The organism is Arthrobacter sp. AOP36-A1-22, from assembly GCF_052377615.1.
GTDB lineage: Bacteria > Actinomycetota > Actinomycetes > Actinomycetales > Micrococcaceae > Arthrobacter_H.
Genome location: NZ_JBQSWX010000003.1, coordinates 31,103 through 47,216 on the forward strand (window position 1 = coordinate 31,103; position 16,114 = coordinate 47,216).

General features: G+C 64.1%; 13 protein-coding genes and 3 tRNA genes. 2 read left to right on the top strand and 14 right to left on the bottom strand.

The features are described 5' to 3' along the window. Positions 1 to 14: 14 nt before the first annotated feature. The 12 genes from thiL to ACT3S2_RS02770 form a co-directional block, all read right to left on the bottom strand. Positions 15 to 1,079: a thiamine-phosphate kinase gene (thiL, locus tag ACT3S2_RS02715; RefSeq protein WP_444553453.1), complete on the bottom strand. Its 1,065-nt coding sequence runs from the start codon at positions 1,077 to 1,079 to the stop codon at positions 15 to 17. Further along, positions 1,072 to 2,766 (bottom strand): GTPase, encoded by a 1,695-nt coding sequence (locus ACT3S2_RS02720; protein WP_444561169.1) that lies wholly within the window; start codon positions 2,764 to 2,766, stop codon positions 1,072 to 1,074. The genes thiL and ACT3S2_RS02720 overlap by 8 nt, the downstream gene beginning before the upstream one ends. After that, a complete protein-coding gene (locus ACT3S2_RS02725) occupies positions 2,763 to 4,559 on the bottom strand; it encodes a dynamin family protein (protein WP_444561170.1) in 1,797 nt (598 codons plus the stop codon). Before ACT3S2_RS02725 ends, ACT3S2_RS02720 begins: the two co-directional genes overlap by 4 nt. Before the next feature lie 127 nt (positions 4,560 to 4,686). After that, a tRNA-Glu gene (locus tag ACT3S2_RS02730) sits at positions 4,687 to 4,759 on the bottom strand. Between the two features lie 48 nt (positions 4,760 to 4,807). Beyond that, positions 4,808 to 4,880, bottom strand: a tRNA-Glu gene (locus ACT3S2_RS02735). Between the two features lie 64 nt (positions 4,881 to 4,944). After that, positions 4,945 to 5,016, bottom strand: a tRNA-Gln gene (locus tag ACT3S2_RS02740). Positions 5,017 to 5,139: 123 nt separating this feature from the next. Beyond that, positions 5,140 to 6,648, bottom strand: coding sequence for a glutamate--tRNA ligase (gene gltX / locus ACT3S2_RS02745; protein ID WP_444553456.1), 1,509 nt, complete (start codon positions 6,646 to 6,648; stop codon positions 5,140 to 5,142). Between the two features lie 42 nt (positions 6,649 to 6,690). Beyond that, on the bottom strand, positions 6,691 to 6,924 hold the full coding sequence (locus tag ACT3S2_RS02750; RefSeq protein ID WP_444561171.1) for a hypothetical protein: 234 nt from the start codon (positions 6,922 to 6,924) through the stop codon (positions 6,691 to 6,693). A gap of 53 nt (positions 6,925 to 6,977) precedes the next feature. Continuing rightward, positions 6,978 to 7,739, bottom strand: a complete 762-nt coding sequence (locus tag ACT3S2_RS02755; protein ID WP_444561172.1) for a fumarylacetoacetate hydrolase family protein — start codon at positions 7,737 to 7,739, stop codon at positions 6,978 to 6,980. Positions 7,740 to 7,742: 3 nt separating this feature from the next. Then, the gene (gene galE, locus ACT3S2_RS02760) at positions 7,743 to 8,882 is read right to left on the bottom strand and encodes a UDP-glucose 4-epimerase GalE (protein ID WP_444561173.1); all 1,140 of its coding nucleotides are present in this window, start codon (positions 8,880 to 8,882) and stop codon (positions 7,743 to 7,745) included. Between the two features lie 518 nt (positions 8,883 to 9,400). Then, positions 9,401 to 10,492 (bottom strand): branched-chain amino acid aminotransferase, encoded by a 1,092-nt coding sequence (locus ACT3S2_RS02765; RefSeq protein WP_444561174.1) that lies wholly within the window; start codon positions 10,490 to 10,492, stop codon positions 9,401 to 9,403. Positions 10,493 to 10,561: 69 nt separating this feature from the next. After that, entirely contained in the window at positions 10,562 to 11,620 is a 1,059-nt protein-coding gene (locus tag ACT3S2_RS02770; protein WP_444561175.1) for a 3-isopropylmalate dehydrogenase, read from the bottom strand. Between the two features lie 142 nt (positions 11,621 to 11,762). Here ACT3S2_RS02770 and ACT3S2_RS02775 point away from each other — a divergent pair, with 142 nt between their 5' ends. Both ACT3S2_RS02775 and ACT3S2_RS02780 read left to right on the top strand, forming a co-directional pair. Further along, positions 11,763 to 12,956, top strand: a complete 1,194-nt coding sequence (locus ACT3S2_RS02775) for a sensor histidine kinase (protein ID WP_444561176.1) — start codon at positions 11,763 to 11,765, stop codon at positions 12,954 to 12,956. Next, entirely contained in the window at positions 12,957 to 13,646 is a 690-nt protein-coding gene (locus ACT3S2_RS02780) for a response regulator (RefSeq protein WP_444561177.1), read from the top strand. It begins immediately after the preceding gene. Between the two features lie 7 nt (positions 13,647 to 13,653). Here the strand turns inward: ACT3S2_RS02780 and ACT3S2_RS02785 are convergent, their stop codons facing one another. Both ACT3S2_RS02785 and ACT3S2_RS02790 read right to left on the bottom strand, forming a co-directional pair. After that, complete coding sequence (locus tag ACT3S2_RS02785; protein WP_444561178.1) at positions 13,654 to 14,736, bottom strand: hypothetical protein; 1,083 nt, start codon at positions 14,734 to 14,736, stop codon at positions 13,654 to 13,656. Positions 14,737 to 14,815: 79 nt separating this feature from the next. Then, on the bottom strand, positions 14,816 to 15,979 hold the full coding sequence (locus tag ACT3S2_RS02790) for an LCP family protein (RefSeq protein ID WP_444561179.1): 1,164 nt from the start codon (positions 15,977 to 15,979) through the stop codon (positions 14,816 to 14,818). Positions 15,980 to 16,114: the final 135 nt, after the last annotated feature.

Sequence of the window (16,114 nt, forward strand, 5' to 3'; positions counted from 1 at the left end):
GACTTTCCTGCACCTTATTCGCTGAAATGGTCGAATCCTTCGGGGGAACCCTTCACGACTCCTGAAGGATACCGCTGGCCATCCAGGAATATCCGCTGCCGGGGTCCCTCGCCGGTCTTCTCGCGGCCCACCTGGCCGACGGGCACGAACCCCTGCGGCAGAGCGGTCTCTCGAGGGAAGGTTGCCAGCAACCCGTGGTCCTCTCCCCCACCGAGAACCCAACCCAAGGGCTCCCGCTCCAACAGTTCCGCAACGGCCCCGAGATCGAGGCCTTTGTGCCCCATCAAAACGAGGTGGGCCCGAAGCGCCATGGATTCCAACTCAATCAACACCCCGCTGGCCTCTGCCAACCGACCCGCGTCACGGACCAACCCGTCGGAGAGGTCCATCGCCGCCGTGGCTCCGGCGGCTGCTGCCCGGGGGCCTGCGTCCAAGGGCGGCCGCGGCCGGCACTGGCGTTCAACGACGGTCGAGCATGATGGACCGAGCGCAGCGTAGTCATGCTCGGATTCCAACAGGTCCAAGCCGGCCGCGGCAGCACCCATCACCCCGCAGACGGCGACGATGTCACCTGGACGGGCCCCGCTCCGTAGTAGCTCGGAACCAGGAATCATACCGGTCAAGGCGGCCGTGATCGACAGCTCACCGCCCGAGCTCAGGTCCCCGCCGGCCAGCGCACAGTGGTCGGCGCCGAGTTCCCGCACGGCGTCCGAGAAGCCGTCGGCAATCCCCTCGACCCAGGACACCGGTGTCTCCGGGGGGAGCGTCAGGCTAATCACTGCGGCCGTCGCCACGGCGCCCATGGCGTTGATGTCCGAGAGGTTCTGCGCCGCCGATTTCCAGCCGACGTCATATCCTGTGCTCTGATAGCCGTTGCGCCAGTTCAGGCGGAAGTCCTGATCCTGGACGAGGGTGTCGATGGTCACCACGAAGCGTCCTCCCGGTGCGGAGATGATGGCCGCGTCGTCCCCGGGGCCCAGCAGCATGTCGGCACCGCGCAGGCGCGGCAGGATCCGCTTCAGGACCCCTGCTTCGCCGATCCCGGCCACCGTGCGTTCCTGATCCGGAGTCTCAGCCACGGGCCCTCCGAACGGCAGAACCGAAGTTGTTGAAGCGACTGACTTCGGCATTCACCGGTTCCACCACCAGGTCCTGCGCCACGCGGGTGATGGATGCCCTGAGTTCCCTACGCGCCCTTCGGGCCCTCCCGGAAGCCGCTGCCCGAGCCAGGAGACCGGTCACCAGACCGAGGACGATCCCCAGCAGCACTCCCCCGACCAACATCAACGTCGGCACAGGAAATCCTTCAACCCGGGGGACCGCAGGGGCGTCGAACTGGAGATATCCCATGATCGCCAGCACGGCCAGCCATCCAGCCCCGGCCAGAGCCACAGCCAAGGCGGCCCACTGCACGACCGATACGACGGGCCACCACCAGGACCCGCGCCCTGCCGAGATATTTGTTGAGGCTATGGCCTGATCCAGTGCATCGGGCAGGTTCTTTGAGCTCGCCCGGGCGGCACGTCGGATCGATCCCCGCCAAGCTTCGGGAGCACCCTTGCTTGCCCCGTCGGCGAAGAGCCTCACCGCAGAATCCGCCTGGGCCCGTTGGGCAGCACCGGGCGCCGGTAATGACGTCCTGTTCACTGCAGGGTTGACGTCACGGCTGCGCAGGTTGAGCCGCCGCAGGGGATCGGGACGAAGCCTCGACAACCACCGGGTCACCGGCCAGCCGGTCCGACCTCGAGCTTGAAGCCGGTAGGAGGTCCGGGTCGCGGCAACCACGGTTTCCACACCGGCTGCATCCGCCAAGTGATCAGCCAGTGCTCGTTGCTCGGCAGTGCCAGGTTCGGTCAGCCCCCTCCCGATGGCCACTGCCGGGTCCTCTCCAGCTCCCGCTTCAGGAGCCGCCGCTGAGTGAGTTGGTCCCACCAGACCGTCCGCAGCAGCCGCCACGTCCTGAAGTAGGCGATCCGTCGACGCCGATCGGGCAACGGCAACATCGGCAATTGCTTCACGCAATCCATCGATGCCCTCCCCGGATTTCGCCGACACGGCATGGAGCCGTGGACGGCGCAGACCATCGGTCTCCAGAATGCCGCGGAGGGACTCGATTACTGCCGTGCGATCCGAGGAATCCAGGAGATCTATCTGGTTCAACACCACGAGCGTGATCCCGGCATATGCGGCCAGTGGACGGATAAATTCGTGATGAACCGCGGCATCGGCATATTTTTGTGGATCGAGCACCCACACCAGGACATCCACCTGGCCGGCAAGCCGCTCCGCGGTTTCGCGATTCCCTGCCGTCGTGGAATCAAAATCCGGAAGGTCCACCAGGATCAGCCCGCTGGCCTGGCCGCTTCGTCGTCGCAACAGCCCGGCCCGACTCGTACCCAACGGCTGATCAAGTTGGTGGCGTTCGGGAACCTGCAGCCAATCCAGGAGATCATCACTGCCCTCGGCCTGCCACACCCCGGCCAAGGGCACGCTGGTCGTCGGGCGCGTGGCCGCGGCACGGGCCAGATCCCTGCCGGTCACCGCGTTGAAAAGCGAGGACTTGCCGCTGCCGGTGGCACCGAAGAATCCAACGACGGTGTGCTCGGCGGACAGGGACCTGCGGGTGGAAGCCTGTTCCAGCACGGCGTCCGCTTTCTCGATTTGCGCCTGGGGCACCCGGCCCGTGCCAAGCTCGGAGGCATGTTGGAGCGCTTCGAGTCGTTCGATCAACGGTGTGGTCACCGCTTCCTTGCCCCGGCGGCTCATTTGAACTCTTTCGCAGTGGTCTGTGCCAGTTGTTCCAGCCGTCCGGACACGTCCTGCAAGCTGGCGATCTCCTCCATCGTCGGGATACCCCTCAACAGATCGAGGAATCGGGTACCTTCCTCGTCGAGTAGTTGCTTCACACGTTCTTCGAGCCCTTCACGCGCCGTTTTGGCCAAGCGCCGGACAGCGTCTTCTCCGAAAATGGACTCAAGCAGCTTTTGTCCGACCACGGCGGTACCACCGGCGATGCCGACCTCTAGTCCGGTCAATCCAGCCGTGGAGGCAAACACCACAACTATCAGGGCGACGGCAACACCGTTGACGCCGAAGGACACCATCCTCGCGGTGAAACGCTTTCCGGATCCTTCCGATCTGATCAGGGCCAACAGCTCGTTTTGCCAGTCACGAATTTCCGCTGCCACGCGATCGCTGAATCCCTCGGAGGTCGATCCGTAATCGACGTCGCCAAGAAGTGAGCGGGCCGCAGGATCCGCCCGCCAGAAGTTCTCCGACTGTTCTGCCGCCTTCGCCGCTTCGTCGACGATGACAGCGTGCAAACCAGTTTCGATGGCTTCTTCGACGGTGCTGACTGGCTGTGGCCTCCCGGAGAAAAACGCCCCGATGCGGTCGCGGACCTTGCCGATGTTCGATTCCAACGACCGGAAGAACTCCCCGGTCCCCACGAAGTCCTGCCACCGGGCCAGAACCTCGCCCCTCAACAGTGTTCCTTCGCTGGTCGCCTCAGCAATGCGCTGCGCGGCACCAGCGTAGGCGTCGGCGACATGGACGGTCAGTTGGTCTCCGGCAGCATGTTGCGCCTCCTGGGCCTCGACGACCTCTAATAAGAGGCGGGCCAGGCTGGCGATCACCCCACTGAGGGTCTTGCGCGCGATTGCGGCCCGGCCGGCACTGTCCTGGGCAATCCCGGCCAACCATTTCCTCACGGGTGCCACGGCTGCGTCGGAGAGCATGCCTTGCCCATCCAGCGTGGATTCCTGGACGACGAAGAGTTCGGCGGCCGCCAGCCCCTTTCCGTCGAGCATCGCCCGCAGATCGGCGGCGACTTCGTCGTCGACACCCGGAGGGACACGGTCCAGGACAATGGCCACGGTGATCTCGCGGGAGGCTGCATCCGTCAGAAGCTGCCAGGGCACGGCATCGGCGTATCTGTTGGCGGTAGTAACGAAGATCCAGAGATCGGCTGCCGAAAGCAGCTGCCCTGCCAGTTCACGGTTGGCGTCAGACACCGAGTCGATGTCAGGTGCGTCCAGCAACGCAATCCCTTGCGGGATGGTTGCGTGGCCGAGGAGCAGCAACGATGGCCGCCCCATGGTCGCTGGGCCTTCATCCGTCCCAACGGCCTTGGTGATTGCCGCCCCGGGAAGTTCCGCCCCTGGTTCGGCGCTGCCGCTCACGCGTGGAAGACCGGGCAGGATACGGCTCCCATCGAACCAGTCTCGCTCATCCGGATGATGGACGAGGATGGGCTGTCGCGTGGTCGGACGAATGGCGCCGGCCCGCGTCACCGGATGACCGACCAACGCATTGACCAGGGTGGACTTTCCGGCGCCCGTTGAACCACCGACCACCGCCAGAAGCGGGGCGTCGAGGCTGCGGTAGCGGGGCAGGACGTAGTCATCGAGTTGGACCCTCGCGTCCAGCACGCTGGTGCGCACCCGGTTGGCCTCTGGAAGGTCAAGTGGCAAGCGCACCGCTTCAAGGGCGGACCGGCACTCATGGAGTAGTCCGAGGGCCGGCGGTCCTGCTTGGCCATCGCTGTCTAGGGAAGTCACGACTACATCATGCCAAACGAGGCGGCGGAACAGTGCAACCAGCTCAAAGGAACCGCCCCGCGCGTGGCCTTGGGGTACAAAAGAAAATCGCGGCACATCATGATGATGTACCGCGAAATTCGACAGGTGACCCCAGCGGGATTCGAACCCGCGTTACCGCCGTGAGAGGGCGGCGTACTAGGCCGCTATACGATGGGGCCGCATAGCTCGCATCGTTGAGGGCTGATGCCGCCCTGTTCTGGTGAACGTGACCCCAGCGGGATTCGAACCCGCGTTACCGCCGTGAGAGGGCGGCGTACTAGGCCGCTATACGATGGGGCCATAGCTTGTCCTGATTGCTCATCGGACAATGCCAGCCGGCGCAGAATCTGCCCCGGCTGTAGCGCTGGGATACCAGGACTCGAACCTAGAATGTCGGTACCAGAAACCGATGTGTTGCCAATTACACCATATCCCAATGGTTTGCCGGACTACGTTCACATCCTTTCCGGGATGTTCCGTAGGCCTCGGCACGAGAAATAACTTTACCCGAGGATTCCGACAAAACCAAAATCGGCTGTTCGCGCCCAGCAATGGACGCTCAGACCAGCGTGGTCCTGAAGTTCTGCAGGCGCTTCAGGGATGAATCCTTGCCCAGGATGACCATGGATTCGAACAACGGAGGCGAGACACGCTTACCTGACATGGCGGTACGCAGCGGACCGAAGGCAAGCCGCGGCTTGATACCCATGTTCTCGATCAGCGCTGCGCGCAAGACCCCTTGAATCGATTCCGCGTCCCAGGCGACCAGTTCCGTCAGCTCGGCCAGGGCCGCGTCGAGAACTTCGTCGGCATTTCCGGGCATGCCCTTGAGAGCTTCCGGTTGGATCACGATCTCGTCATCGCCACGGAAAAGGAACTCGAGCATCTCTGGTGCCTCACCCAGCAAGGTGATGCGTTCCTGGACCAAAGGCGCCGCCTGGTCCAATATGTGCTCCTCCTCTGCGGTCAGCGTCTCCCCCGTGACTCCGGCAGCCCGTAAATAAGGAACCAATCGGTCGCGGAAATCCCGCGCTTCAAGCATCCGAACATGGGTGCCGTTGATGGCCTCAGCCTTTTTCACATCGAACCTGGCCGGGTTGCCGAGTACGTCGTGGATATCAAAAGCCGCCACCAGTTGGTCGCGCGTGAAGATGTCTTCGTCTGCCGACAGACTCCACCCCAGCAACGCCAGATAGTTCAACAGGCCTTCGGGGATGAAACCCCGGTCACGGTGGAGGAAGAGACTGGCCTCGGGGTCACGCTTGGAGAGCTTCTTCTTGCCGGCACCCATGACGTAGGGCAGATGCCCGAAGAGGGGCATGTGTTCGGCGATTCCCACATCGATCATCGCGCGGTACAGGGCGATCTGTCGTGGCGTCGAGGAGAGGATGTCCTCGCCGCGCAGGACGTGGGTGATCCCCATGAGGGCATCATCCACGGGGTTCACCAAGGTATAGAGTGGCTTCCCGTTGGCGCGGACAACGGCAAAATCGGGGACTGACCCGGCTTTGAAGGTGATCTCACCGCGAACGAGGTCGGTAAACGTCAGATCGTCATCCGGCATGCGCAATCTCAGGACGGGCTCCCGCCCCTCGGCCCGGAAGGCGGCGATCTGGTCCTCGCTGAGGGTCCGATCGAAGTTGTCATAGCCGAGCTTGGGGTCCTCCCCCGCCGCACGGTGGCGTGCCTCGACTTCCTCAGGGGTGGAGAACGACTCGTAGAGGTGCCCGGCGCTACGCAACTTCGCGATCGCGTCCTGATAGATATCTGCGCGCTGGGACTGCCGGTAGGGCTCGTGCGGGCCGCCGACGTCGACACCTTCATCCCAGGTGATGCCTAGCCAGTCGAGCGCGTCGAGGAGCTGACGATAGCTTTCCTCGGAGTCACGCTTGGCGTCGGTGTCTTCGATCCGGAACACCATTTTTCCGCCGGTATGCCGGGCATAGGCCCAGTTGAACAGTGCGGTGCGGATGAGTCCGACATGTGGGGTCCCGGTCGGGGACGGGCAGAAACGGACGCGGACAGGGGTCTCGTCGGTGACGATGGGAATCTGGGATGGCTCAATCATGATGCCACCCATCCTAATACGGTCAGGGGAAGTTGATCCGCGTCATCGCTCTGCGGTCCGACTCCTGCCACGTACCGCTGTGACAATACGGCGGGTCAATAGTGCCACGGCCACCACGATGGCGATGACCAACAACGTGGTGGTGACCGGAACAGGCCATCCTGCCCGGTAGGAGATCCGTGAGCAGACGGCCAATGCCCATGCGGTCGCCCAAAAAGCGGAGCGGCGCTTCTGCCAGGCAGGGCGGGCCGCCCGGCTCCGTTGGGTCTCCGTCATCGACTCCCTGATGGCCCGTCCGACGCGACGCTTTCCGTACATAGCAGCTGCCTCTAGCGACGGAACGTGTTGGTGAGCGTGCCGATGCCCTCGATCTCTACATCGAAACGCTGCCCTTCACGGAGCAGTCCGACCCCGGCAGGTGTCCCGGTCAGCAGGATGTCGCCGGGCAAGAGCGTGAACGCCTGCGAGGCATACGCCACCAGATCGGGAACGCTCCAGACCATCAAGGTGGTATCCCCGTCCTGGACGGTGTCGCCGTCCAAGCGTCCCTGGATCCGCACGTCTTCGACATCCAGTTCCGTTTCGATCCATGGGCCGATGGGGCAGGCACCATCCCAGCCCTTGGCACGGGCCCACTGGTTATCGGTTCTCTGCACGTCACGGGCCGTGAGATCGTTGGCACAGGTGTACCCGAAGATCACATCCCCGGCCTTGTCCGCGGGAACGTCTTTGCAGATGCGGCCGATCACGACGGCCAGTTCGGCTTCGTAGGACACTTCTTCGGAAAAGGCAGGAAGGGTCACCGGGTCACCAGGGCCGGCCACCGAAGTGTTCGGCTTGAGGAACATCAACGGAGTGACAGGTACTTCGTTGCCCATTTCCCGGGCATGTTCAGCGTAGGTGCGGCCGAAGCAGACGACCTTCGAGCGCGGGATGATCGGGGCCAGTAGCCGGACATCGTCGAGCCGGTGACGGGCACCGGTGGGCTTGATGCCTTGGAAGAAGGGGTCACCGGCGATGACGATGACTTCTTCGCCGTCGACTACGCCGTACATGGGGTCATCGTCTAGTACAAACCGAGCAATACGCATGGGTTACAGCCTAGTAGAGGAATCGTGGTCGTCGCGATCCGCGTCCCCGGGGGTAGGGCGTTTTCCGCTCAAGTCAGCTCTTCGAGATTTCGAATGGGATTCATCCGGGCTCATCTCCTCGGGAGCCAGTTCCCGGTAGCCTTCCGGGTTGGCTGATTGCCAGCGCCAGACATCAGCCACCATGTTCTCGAGCCCACGCTCTGATTTCCAACCGAGTTCCTCTCGAGCCAACGTGGGATCCGCCCAGTACGCCGGCAGGTCCCCAGGTCGGCGATCGGTGACTTCATATGGAACTTCTTTCCCCGAAGCACGGGAGAAAGCCTGAATCACATCCAGGACGGACGTCCCGACACCGCTACCCAAATTCCAGGAGTGCAGTCCGTCGTGGGCCACGAGGTATTCGAGGGCCTTGAGATGCCCTGCCGCCAGATCCACTACGTGGATGTAGTCCCGGACACCGGTGCCATCTGCCGTGTCATAGTCATTACCAAAGACATTCACTTTCTCTCTGCGCCCAACGGCAACCTGAGCGACAAAGGGCATCAGATTATTCGGCAGTCCCTGCGGGTCCTCGCCGATTCGGCCTGATTCATGGGCTCCCACGGGGTTGAAATACCGTAAATTGGCGATCTTCCAACGTCCATCCGAGGCCGCCAGATCCTGCAGGATCTGTTCGATATGCATCTTGGTCCGCCCATAAGGGTTCATGGCGTCCAGTGGCAGGGCTTCCGTGTACTCCACGGTGCCTCCTGCTTCGCCATAGACCGTGGCGGATGAGCTGAAGACGATGGTACGAACGTCGTGGGCTTCCATCGTCTCAAGCAGGTTGAGCGTCCCCACGACGTTGTTTCGGTAGTACCAGAGCGGTTTCAGCGCCGATTCACCAACGGCCTTCAACCCGGCAAAGTGAATAACTGCTTCGGGGTCCGCCTCGGTGAATACTCGATCAAGTGCTGCCGGATCCAGTAGGTCCGCCACGTGCAAGGAGGCTTCACGTCCCGCTAGTTCCGCAACCCGCCTCAGTGCTTCGACTGATGAATTCGACAGGTTATCCAGAACATGAACATCATGCCCGTCTTCAAGTAGTTGGAGAACAGTATGTGAGCCGATGTACCCGGCTCCGCCGGTAACGAGAATGCGCATGACCCAAGTCTATGAGGTCCGTCTCGGTCTCGGAGGTCATTGCACCGACGCTAGCCCGATTCATTTTTCATCGTTGCTCTCAGGCCCAGGCAGTTTCGAATGCTTCTCCACTCGCGAAGCCCGGTCCGGCACCACCGGTTCAATGCAGGCTGCGTCACCCCTCAGGTCCTCGAATTCGGACTCGGAGCGGCATCCGATCAATCGACAGAGACAGTTCGCCCGCTTCGAGTTATCCCTGGAGAGACGCGTGGTGACCCGCGCCTGCTTCGCCAGTTCGGTAATCGTGAGGGGTTGGGTGCTGGCCAGTTCCCATGGGACCTGCCCAGCCTGCCTCCACTTGGCCGGGCCCCTCCTGGTGCTCCGTCGTCCACGGGCGGTCCAGGGCATCTGGACGTTTACCTGGAGACCTCGACTGCTGTCAGCGTGGCTCCTCCACGGAGGCCATCCCCGACACCTACGCGGGCCACGGCGTTGCGTTGGTGTCGGGCCAGATGAGTCCGATTCGGAATACGTCTTTCCTAGACGAGGCGAGTCAGCCAGCCGTGGGTGTCTTCGACGGCTCCGGTCTGGATACCAAGCAGCTGTTCACGGATGGCCATGGCCACCGAATCCTGGCCGGTTTCGGGAGTAACGATCGATTCATCAGTGGTCTTCAGTTCCCCGATGGGAGTAATGACCGCAGCGGTACCGCAGGCAAAGACCTCGGCGAGGGAGCCGTCGGCTGCCGCGGTTCTCCATTCATCGATGGTGATCTTGCGTTCCTGCACCGTCAGGCCACGCTCACGGGCCAGCTCGATCACCGAGGACCGGGTGACGCCATGCAGGATGTTCCCGTTCAGTTCCGGGGTGACCAGGGTGCCATCGGTGAAGACGAAGAAGACGTTCATGCCGCCCAATTCGTCGACGGCGAAGTCGTTGGTGGGATCCAGGAAGAGGACCTGCTTGCAATCGTTGGCTTCTGCTTCGAGCTGGGCGGCCAGCGATGCGGCGTAGTTACCACCACATTTGGCTTCACCGGTGCCCCCGTGACCGGCCCGGGCATAGCTCGTCGATAGCCAGATGGAAACCGGCTTGAGCTCTCCCCCGAAGTAGTTTCCCGCCGGTGACGCGATGACACGGTAGGAGACCTCATGGGAGGGGCGCACGCCCAGGAAGGCTTCCGTGGCGATCATGAATGGACGCAGGTACAGCGCCTCGCCCTCGCCGGACGGAACCCAATCAACATCGACGGACACCAACCGCTTCAGCGAATCAATGAACACGTCGGTGGGCAGTTCGGGCAGGGCGAGCCGACGGGCAGAGGTGTTGAAACGTGCCGCGTTCGCTTCGGGCCTAAAGGTCCAGACACTTCCGTCCGCGTGGCGGTAGGCCTTCAACCCCTCGAAGATCTCTTGTCCGTAGTGCAGGACCGATGCCGCCGGGTCCATCATGATCGGACCATAGGGTTCGACCCGGGCATCGTGCCAGACCCCCTTGCCGGAGGCATCCTGGGTCCAGTCGACGACGGCGGTATGGTCGGTGAAGTAGTCGCCAAATCCGGGATCTGCCAGAATCTTGGCGCGTTCTTCGGCGCTCTTGGGGGTGGTGGAGAGCTGTTGTGAGAATTCCATGGTGCCTACGCACTTCCTCTGCAAAGTTTTCGTGCCGCCCCTCACACGGGACGTTGTTCCGGCACCAGCTTATGACAGCTCCAGCGTGATCGCGTCTCCGACTTCCGCAGTTGATCGCGGATCGGTCAGTTCCGCGCGTGAATCCAGATCTTTTTCAACTGCGGCTTCGACCCGGCGGGCAGCATCGGCCAGGCCCACATGTTCAAGCAGGAGCGCCGCGGAGAGGATCGCCGCGGTCGGGTCCGCGATCTGCTGTCCCGCGATGTCCGGAGCCGAGCCATGCACCGGTTCGAACATCGAGGGACCCGTACCCAGCATGTTGATGTTCCCCGAGGCCGCCAGTCCGATCCCCCCGGTGACCGCCCCCGCGAGGTCGGTGAGAATGTCGCCAAAGAGGTTGTCGGTGACGATGACATCGAAACGTGAAGGGTCCGTGGTCATGAAGATCGTGGCGGCATCGACGTGCATGTAGTCGTGGGTGACATCCGGATATTCGGTGGCGATGGCTTCGACTGTTCTGCGCCACAGGTGCCCTGCATGGACGAGAACGTTGTGCTTATGCACCAGAGTGACATGGCGACGCGGACGCTCGTTGGCGCGGCGGAAGGCCTCTCGGACTACCCTTTCGACTCCATAGGCCGTGTTGACGGAGACCTCGGTGGCGATCTCGTGCTCGGTGCCAACACGCAGTGCACCACCGTTGCCGACATAGGGTCCCTCGGTGCCCTCGCGGACGACGACGAAATCGATGTCCCCGGGATGTGCCAGTGGACTCGGGACCCCGGGATACAGGCGCGACGGGCGCAAGTTGATGTAGTGGTCGAGGCTGAAGCGCAGCTTGAGCAGCAGTTCGCGTTCAATCAGGCCCGAAGGAATGCGGGTATCCCCCGGCGCGGCACCTACGGCGCCGAAAAGGATCACCTCGTGGGCGCGCAGGGATTCGAGGGTCTCATCGGTGAGGGTCTCGCCGGTTTCCAACCAGTGCTGGGCGCCCAGGCTGTAGTTGGTGAACCGCAGTGAACGTTCCCCGCCTTCGGTTGCCTTCTTCAGGACCTTGAGGGCTTCGGCAATGACCTCTGGGCCAATGCCGTCACCAGGGATGACGGCCAAATCAATCGCGTTGCTCATGCTTCCAGAATATTGCCCTGTCCGGATAGCGGACAAACCGTCTCACCATTTGATACCAAGTCAACGGATCCCGTACACCCCAGAGCACCGCTACAACCACGGTATGACGCGGGGCGGGGGCGACCAAAAGTAGAGTAGGTCCATGACCCCGCACCGCATCCTGGATGTTTGGATCCGTAACCACCCGGGCAAAGTCGATGGGGCCCTGGCGATCGGACTGTGGCTGCTCCTCACGCTGTCGGCCTTCCTCCTGGGCGGATTCTCCGGACAGCACCGCGTCATCGAATTCATCATCGCGTCGTTGCAGGTCCTGCCGCTGATCTGGCGGCGCTCCCATCTGCTGCTGAGCAGTGCCGTCGTCGTGCTGGGATGCCTGCTGCAGGTCGTCCTAATCCCGACGTTCCTTCCCTCCCAAGTGACCGTACCGATCGTGGTATTTACGTTGGCGAAGTACGGCAAGCGTTGGGCCTCCTCCGCCGGTCTCGGCGCCGGCATGCTCGGGGCCCTGCTGGCCACGCTGCGCTACGGAAACCCGACCGGGCAGGCATTGGGCCTGCACCTGTTGCCCAACCTCGTGGGCCTGGCCCTGATCGTGCTGGTCGCCTGGACGTTCGGCGACCTTGCCCGCACCCGACGTCTGGCCATGCAGGCCTTGTCCGACCGGGCCAGCCGGTTGGAGATCGAACGCCAACAGGAACGTGACCTCGCCGCCTCCGATGAACGCGGCCGCATCGCCCGGGAGATGCACGACATCGTCGCCCATTCGCTCTCGGTCATCATCACCCAGGCCGATGGTGCCCGCTACGCGAGTGAACACGATCCGCTGGTCGCCCGCGAAACGCTGGGCACGCTCTCCGAAACCGGACGAAAGTCGCTACGCGAGATGCGCCGGCTACTCGGTGTCCTGCGGGGCGACGAGCAAGCCTCCACCCGCCCGTTGCCCACGCTGGCCGATATCGAATGGCTTCTGGACGAAACCCGGACCGCCGGGTTGGACGTTTCCTCCTCGATCACCGGGGCGCCCCGCCGTGAGCTCCCGCCGGGGGCGGAATTGACCGCCTACCGGGCCATCCAGGAAGCGTTGACCAATACGATCAAGCACGCCGGGCCGGCCGCTTCCTCGCAGGTCCGGTTGGAATGGACCTCCACCGGATTGGACGTGGAAGTCACCGACGACGGGCGCGGTGCGGCGGCGACCGAAGACAATGTCGGGGCCCGCCAGGGTCTGGTCGGCATGGCCGAGCGGGTGGGCCTCTACGATGGACGCATCGAGACCGGTCCGCGCAGCACCGGTGGATTCTCCGCCAGCATCTTCATCCCCTACACCGAGGACTAAGTGGACACCGAGCCCAACACCCCGATCACCGTCGCTCTCGTCGACGACCAGCTCCTGGTCCGCAGCGGATTCCGTATGCTGATCAATTCGCAGCCCGACCTGGAGGTCGTGGCCGAAGCCACCAATGGCCGTGAAGCCCTCGCCTCCCCCGCGCTGGCCCGCGCCGACGTCGTCCTGATGGATGTGCGCATGCCCGAAATGGACGGGATCCAGACGACGGCCAAACTACTCGAACACGGGCCGGGGGCCGACCCCCGCATCATCGTGCTGACCACCTTCGATCTGGACGAATACGCGTTGGCGGCCATCCATGCCGGGGCCAGCGGGTTCCTGCTCAAGGACGCCCCGCCGGAGGAACTCCTCGAGGCCATCCGCACCGTCTTCCGCGGGGATGCGGTGATCGCCCCCTCCACCACCCGGCGGCTGCTGGACCATGTCGCCCCGATGCTGCGCCAGCCGGCCGCCACCACGTCGGGGCACGAGGCGGCCGTGGCCTCACTGACGGCCCGCGAGGCCGAGGTCTTCGAACTCATCGCCTGGGGCAAGTCGAACCCGGAGATCGCCGCCGAACTATTCCTGTCCGAGGCGACCGTGAAGACCCACGTGGGGCGGATCCTGTCCAAGTTGCAGGCCCGCGACCGGGTCCAGGCCGTGGTCATTGCCTACGCCACCGGGGTCGTCACCCCATGATCGCTTTTCAGCGGCGGTAGCGGGGTTTTTCCTTGGGCTGGTGGATGAAGACGAAGAAGTACCAGAGCCCGCCCAGCCCCAGCAGGGCACCCAGCCCGACGGCGGGGGCCGATGGCGAGGTGACCAGATCCATCACGACAGAAGGCCGGTCGGCGGAGTCCCCGGCTTGGCTCGTGGCCTTCGAGGTCGGGACGACGGCCGCGGCGTTCGTGCCCCCGACCCCGGCCCCGGCCGAAGGGACCGGTTTCGCGGCATCGGAGCCGCCATCGTCCTGTTCGATGGAGAGCTTCACGCTCTGTGAGGCCTGGTCATAGACGAAATCACTGGCCTCCAACGATCCACGCACCAGCATCCGTCCGGTACCGGGTTCGATGAGCAGCCCGGTCTTGGGGTGGATCGGATATCCGGTGGCCGGGTCGATGAGGAACCCCGTGGCGGCATCGCGGGCGCCATACCGCGCTTCCGGGTGCGGGGTCCTGATGTTCTTGGAGGACTGGCCGGGCCACGGGCTCCTGGTCGAGCTGCCGGGTTTCGAGGGATACCGCGGGGGCTTCGGTGGTGCCGGAATGACCCCCGGGGTGGTTTTCGACGGCATCGTCGACGGTGCCGGGGCCGGAGGCTTCGAGCTCGAATCCGAGGACGACCCGCTGGACCCCGAGGAGGAGCCGGGCTGCGACGGGGACGTCGACGAGGGCGGCGGGGTCGTGGGATCCGGGCTGGAGGGCTCCGTCGTGGGGTCGGTCGTCTCCGTGGGGTCAACGGGCTCAGTGGGTTTAGTGGGTTCCGTCGGCTCGGTGGGCCCGGGGGATTCATCGGGGTCCGCCGTCTCGGAAGGGGTTTCCGGCCCGGGAGATTTCGATGGCGTGTCGCTCGGGGTGATCGGCGATTCCGGGGTGACCTCGGGGGTCTCCCCCGGCGTGTCGGTGTCGGTCTGGTCCGCGGTGTCGGCGGCGTTGACGCTGACTGCGTTGGATGTTTCAGCGGCGGAAGCGGGCGCGATGGCGAGGGAACCGCCCAGCACCAGGGCGCCGGCGATGGCGGCCCAGCGCAGGGTGGAGCGCGGGGTCGAGTATGGGGTCGTCGCGCGCATCCGCCTCCTTCACCGGGTCAGACGCCAAACGACGCCTCTGCCATTGTAACGAAAAGGACACGATTGGCGATATTCTTCGTTACTTCGACAGATTTCCGTCCTTGAAGTCCGCGAATACCTTCCGGGTTGCGCCGGTGATCTCCAGGATCGATTGGCCGTCGGCACTGCGCCCGTAATCGGCGGTGGGCACCTGGTGGCCCATCTTCTTCAACTCGATCCGGTAGGCCCAGGCCCCGAAGGTCAGCGCCTGTGCTGCCGTCAGATCGGTGGAGACGTGTTCATCGGCGATGTCGAGGATCTTCGCCAATCCGGAGGGCCCCTCGGCGACCGCCTTGGCCCCGATCCCGGCCAGTGCGATCCCCTGGTTGGAGGTGCGGTCGAAGTCGCCGTTGGGTAGCGTCTTGCGTTCGCGGGTGAACCAGAAGGCGTCGTACCCGTCGACCTTCTGCGTGCCCTTCTCCACCGCCCGCACCTTCATCGGGGCCTTGATGGTGATCCCGCCGAGCTCGTCGATCATCTTCTGGAATCCGGTGAAGCCGGTCAGGACGTAGCCCTGGACCGGCAGGCCGGTGGCCTTGGAGACGACCTTCGTCTGAGCGTCGGGCCCGCCGGTGGACAAGGCGCTGTTGATCTTGGCGTTGCGGCCATTGGCCTGGGGTACCCAGAGGTCACGCGGGATGCCCATGACCCCACCGCCGCCGTGGCCATCGACCCCGACCAGCTGCAAGGCATCGGCTCGGGCCTCTTCGATCTTCTCCCCCTGCTTTTCCCGGGCGTCGGAGCCCATGAGCAGCACATGGCGTTTTCCGCCCAATGCCTCCTTCGGGATCCCCAACGAGGGCCACCAGCCGCCCACCGCGGTCCAGCTGCCCTTCTTCTTCACCACCAGGGTGACGTCCTTGCCACTGGTGAGCACGGCGAAATGTTCCTTGTTCCAGGTCCCGGTCGACGCCTTCACCGTGGCGGCCTTCCCGGGTGCCTGGGCCTTCTTCAGCGCCTGGGCCGCCGGTCCGCTGGCGGGCACGGATTCCCCGGTGTAGAGGCTGGTGGCGAATCCTGCGAGGTCCTTCTTCATCCCTGGGGTCTTCACCGCCGGGGCGGAGGGGCTGGGCGTGGACGACGCCGAGGAGGCAGCCGGGCTCGGGGAGGCTTCCGGCTCGGCCGGGGTGCTGCAGCCGGTCAGCAGGGCCAGGGTCATTACGGGGGCCAGCACGGCGGCGGCAGTGGAGGAACGCACAGTCATGGGCTCATTCTGCCGTTCTGGGGGTTCGCGGGCCGTGATCGCCACACCAAAAAGCCCCGGCGGGTGGTCCGGATCAACCGCTGACTGGTGCCGATGTCATACCCCGGTATGACCTGGCGGGCCTCCAAGACCCTC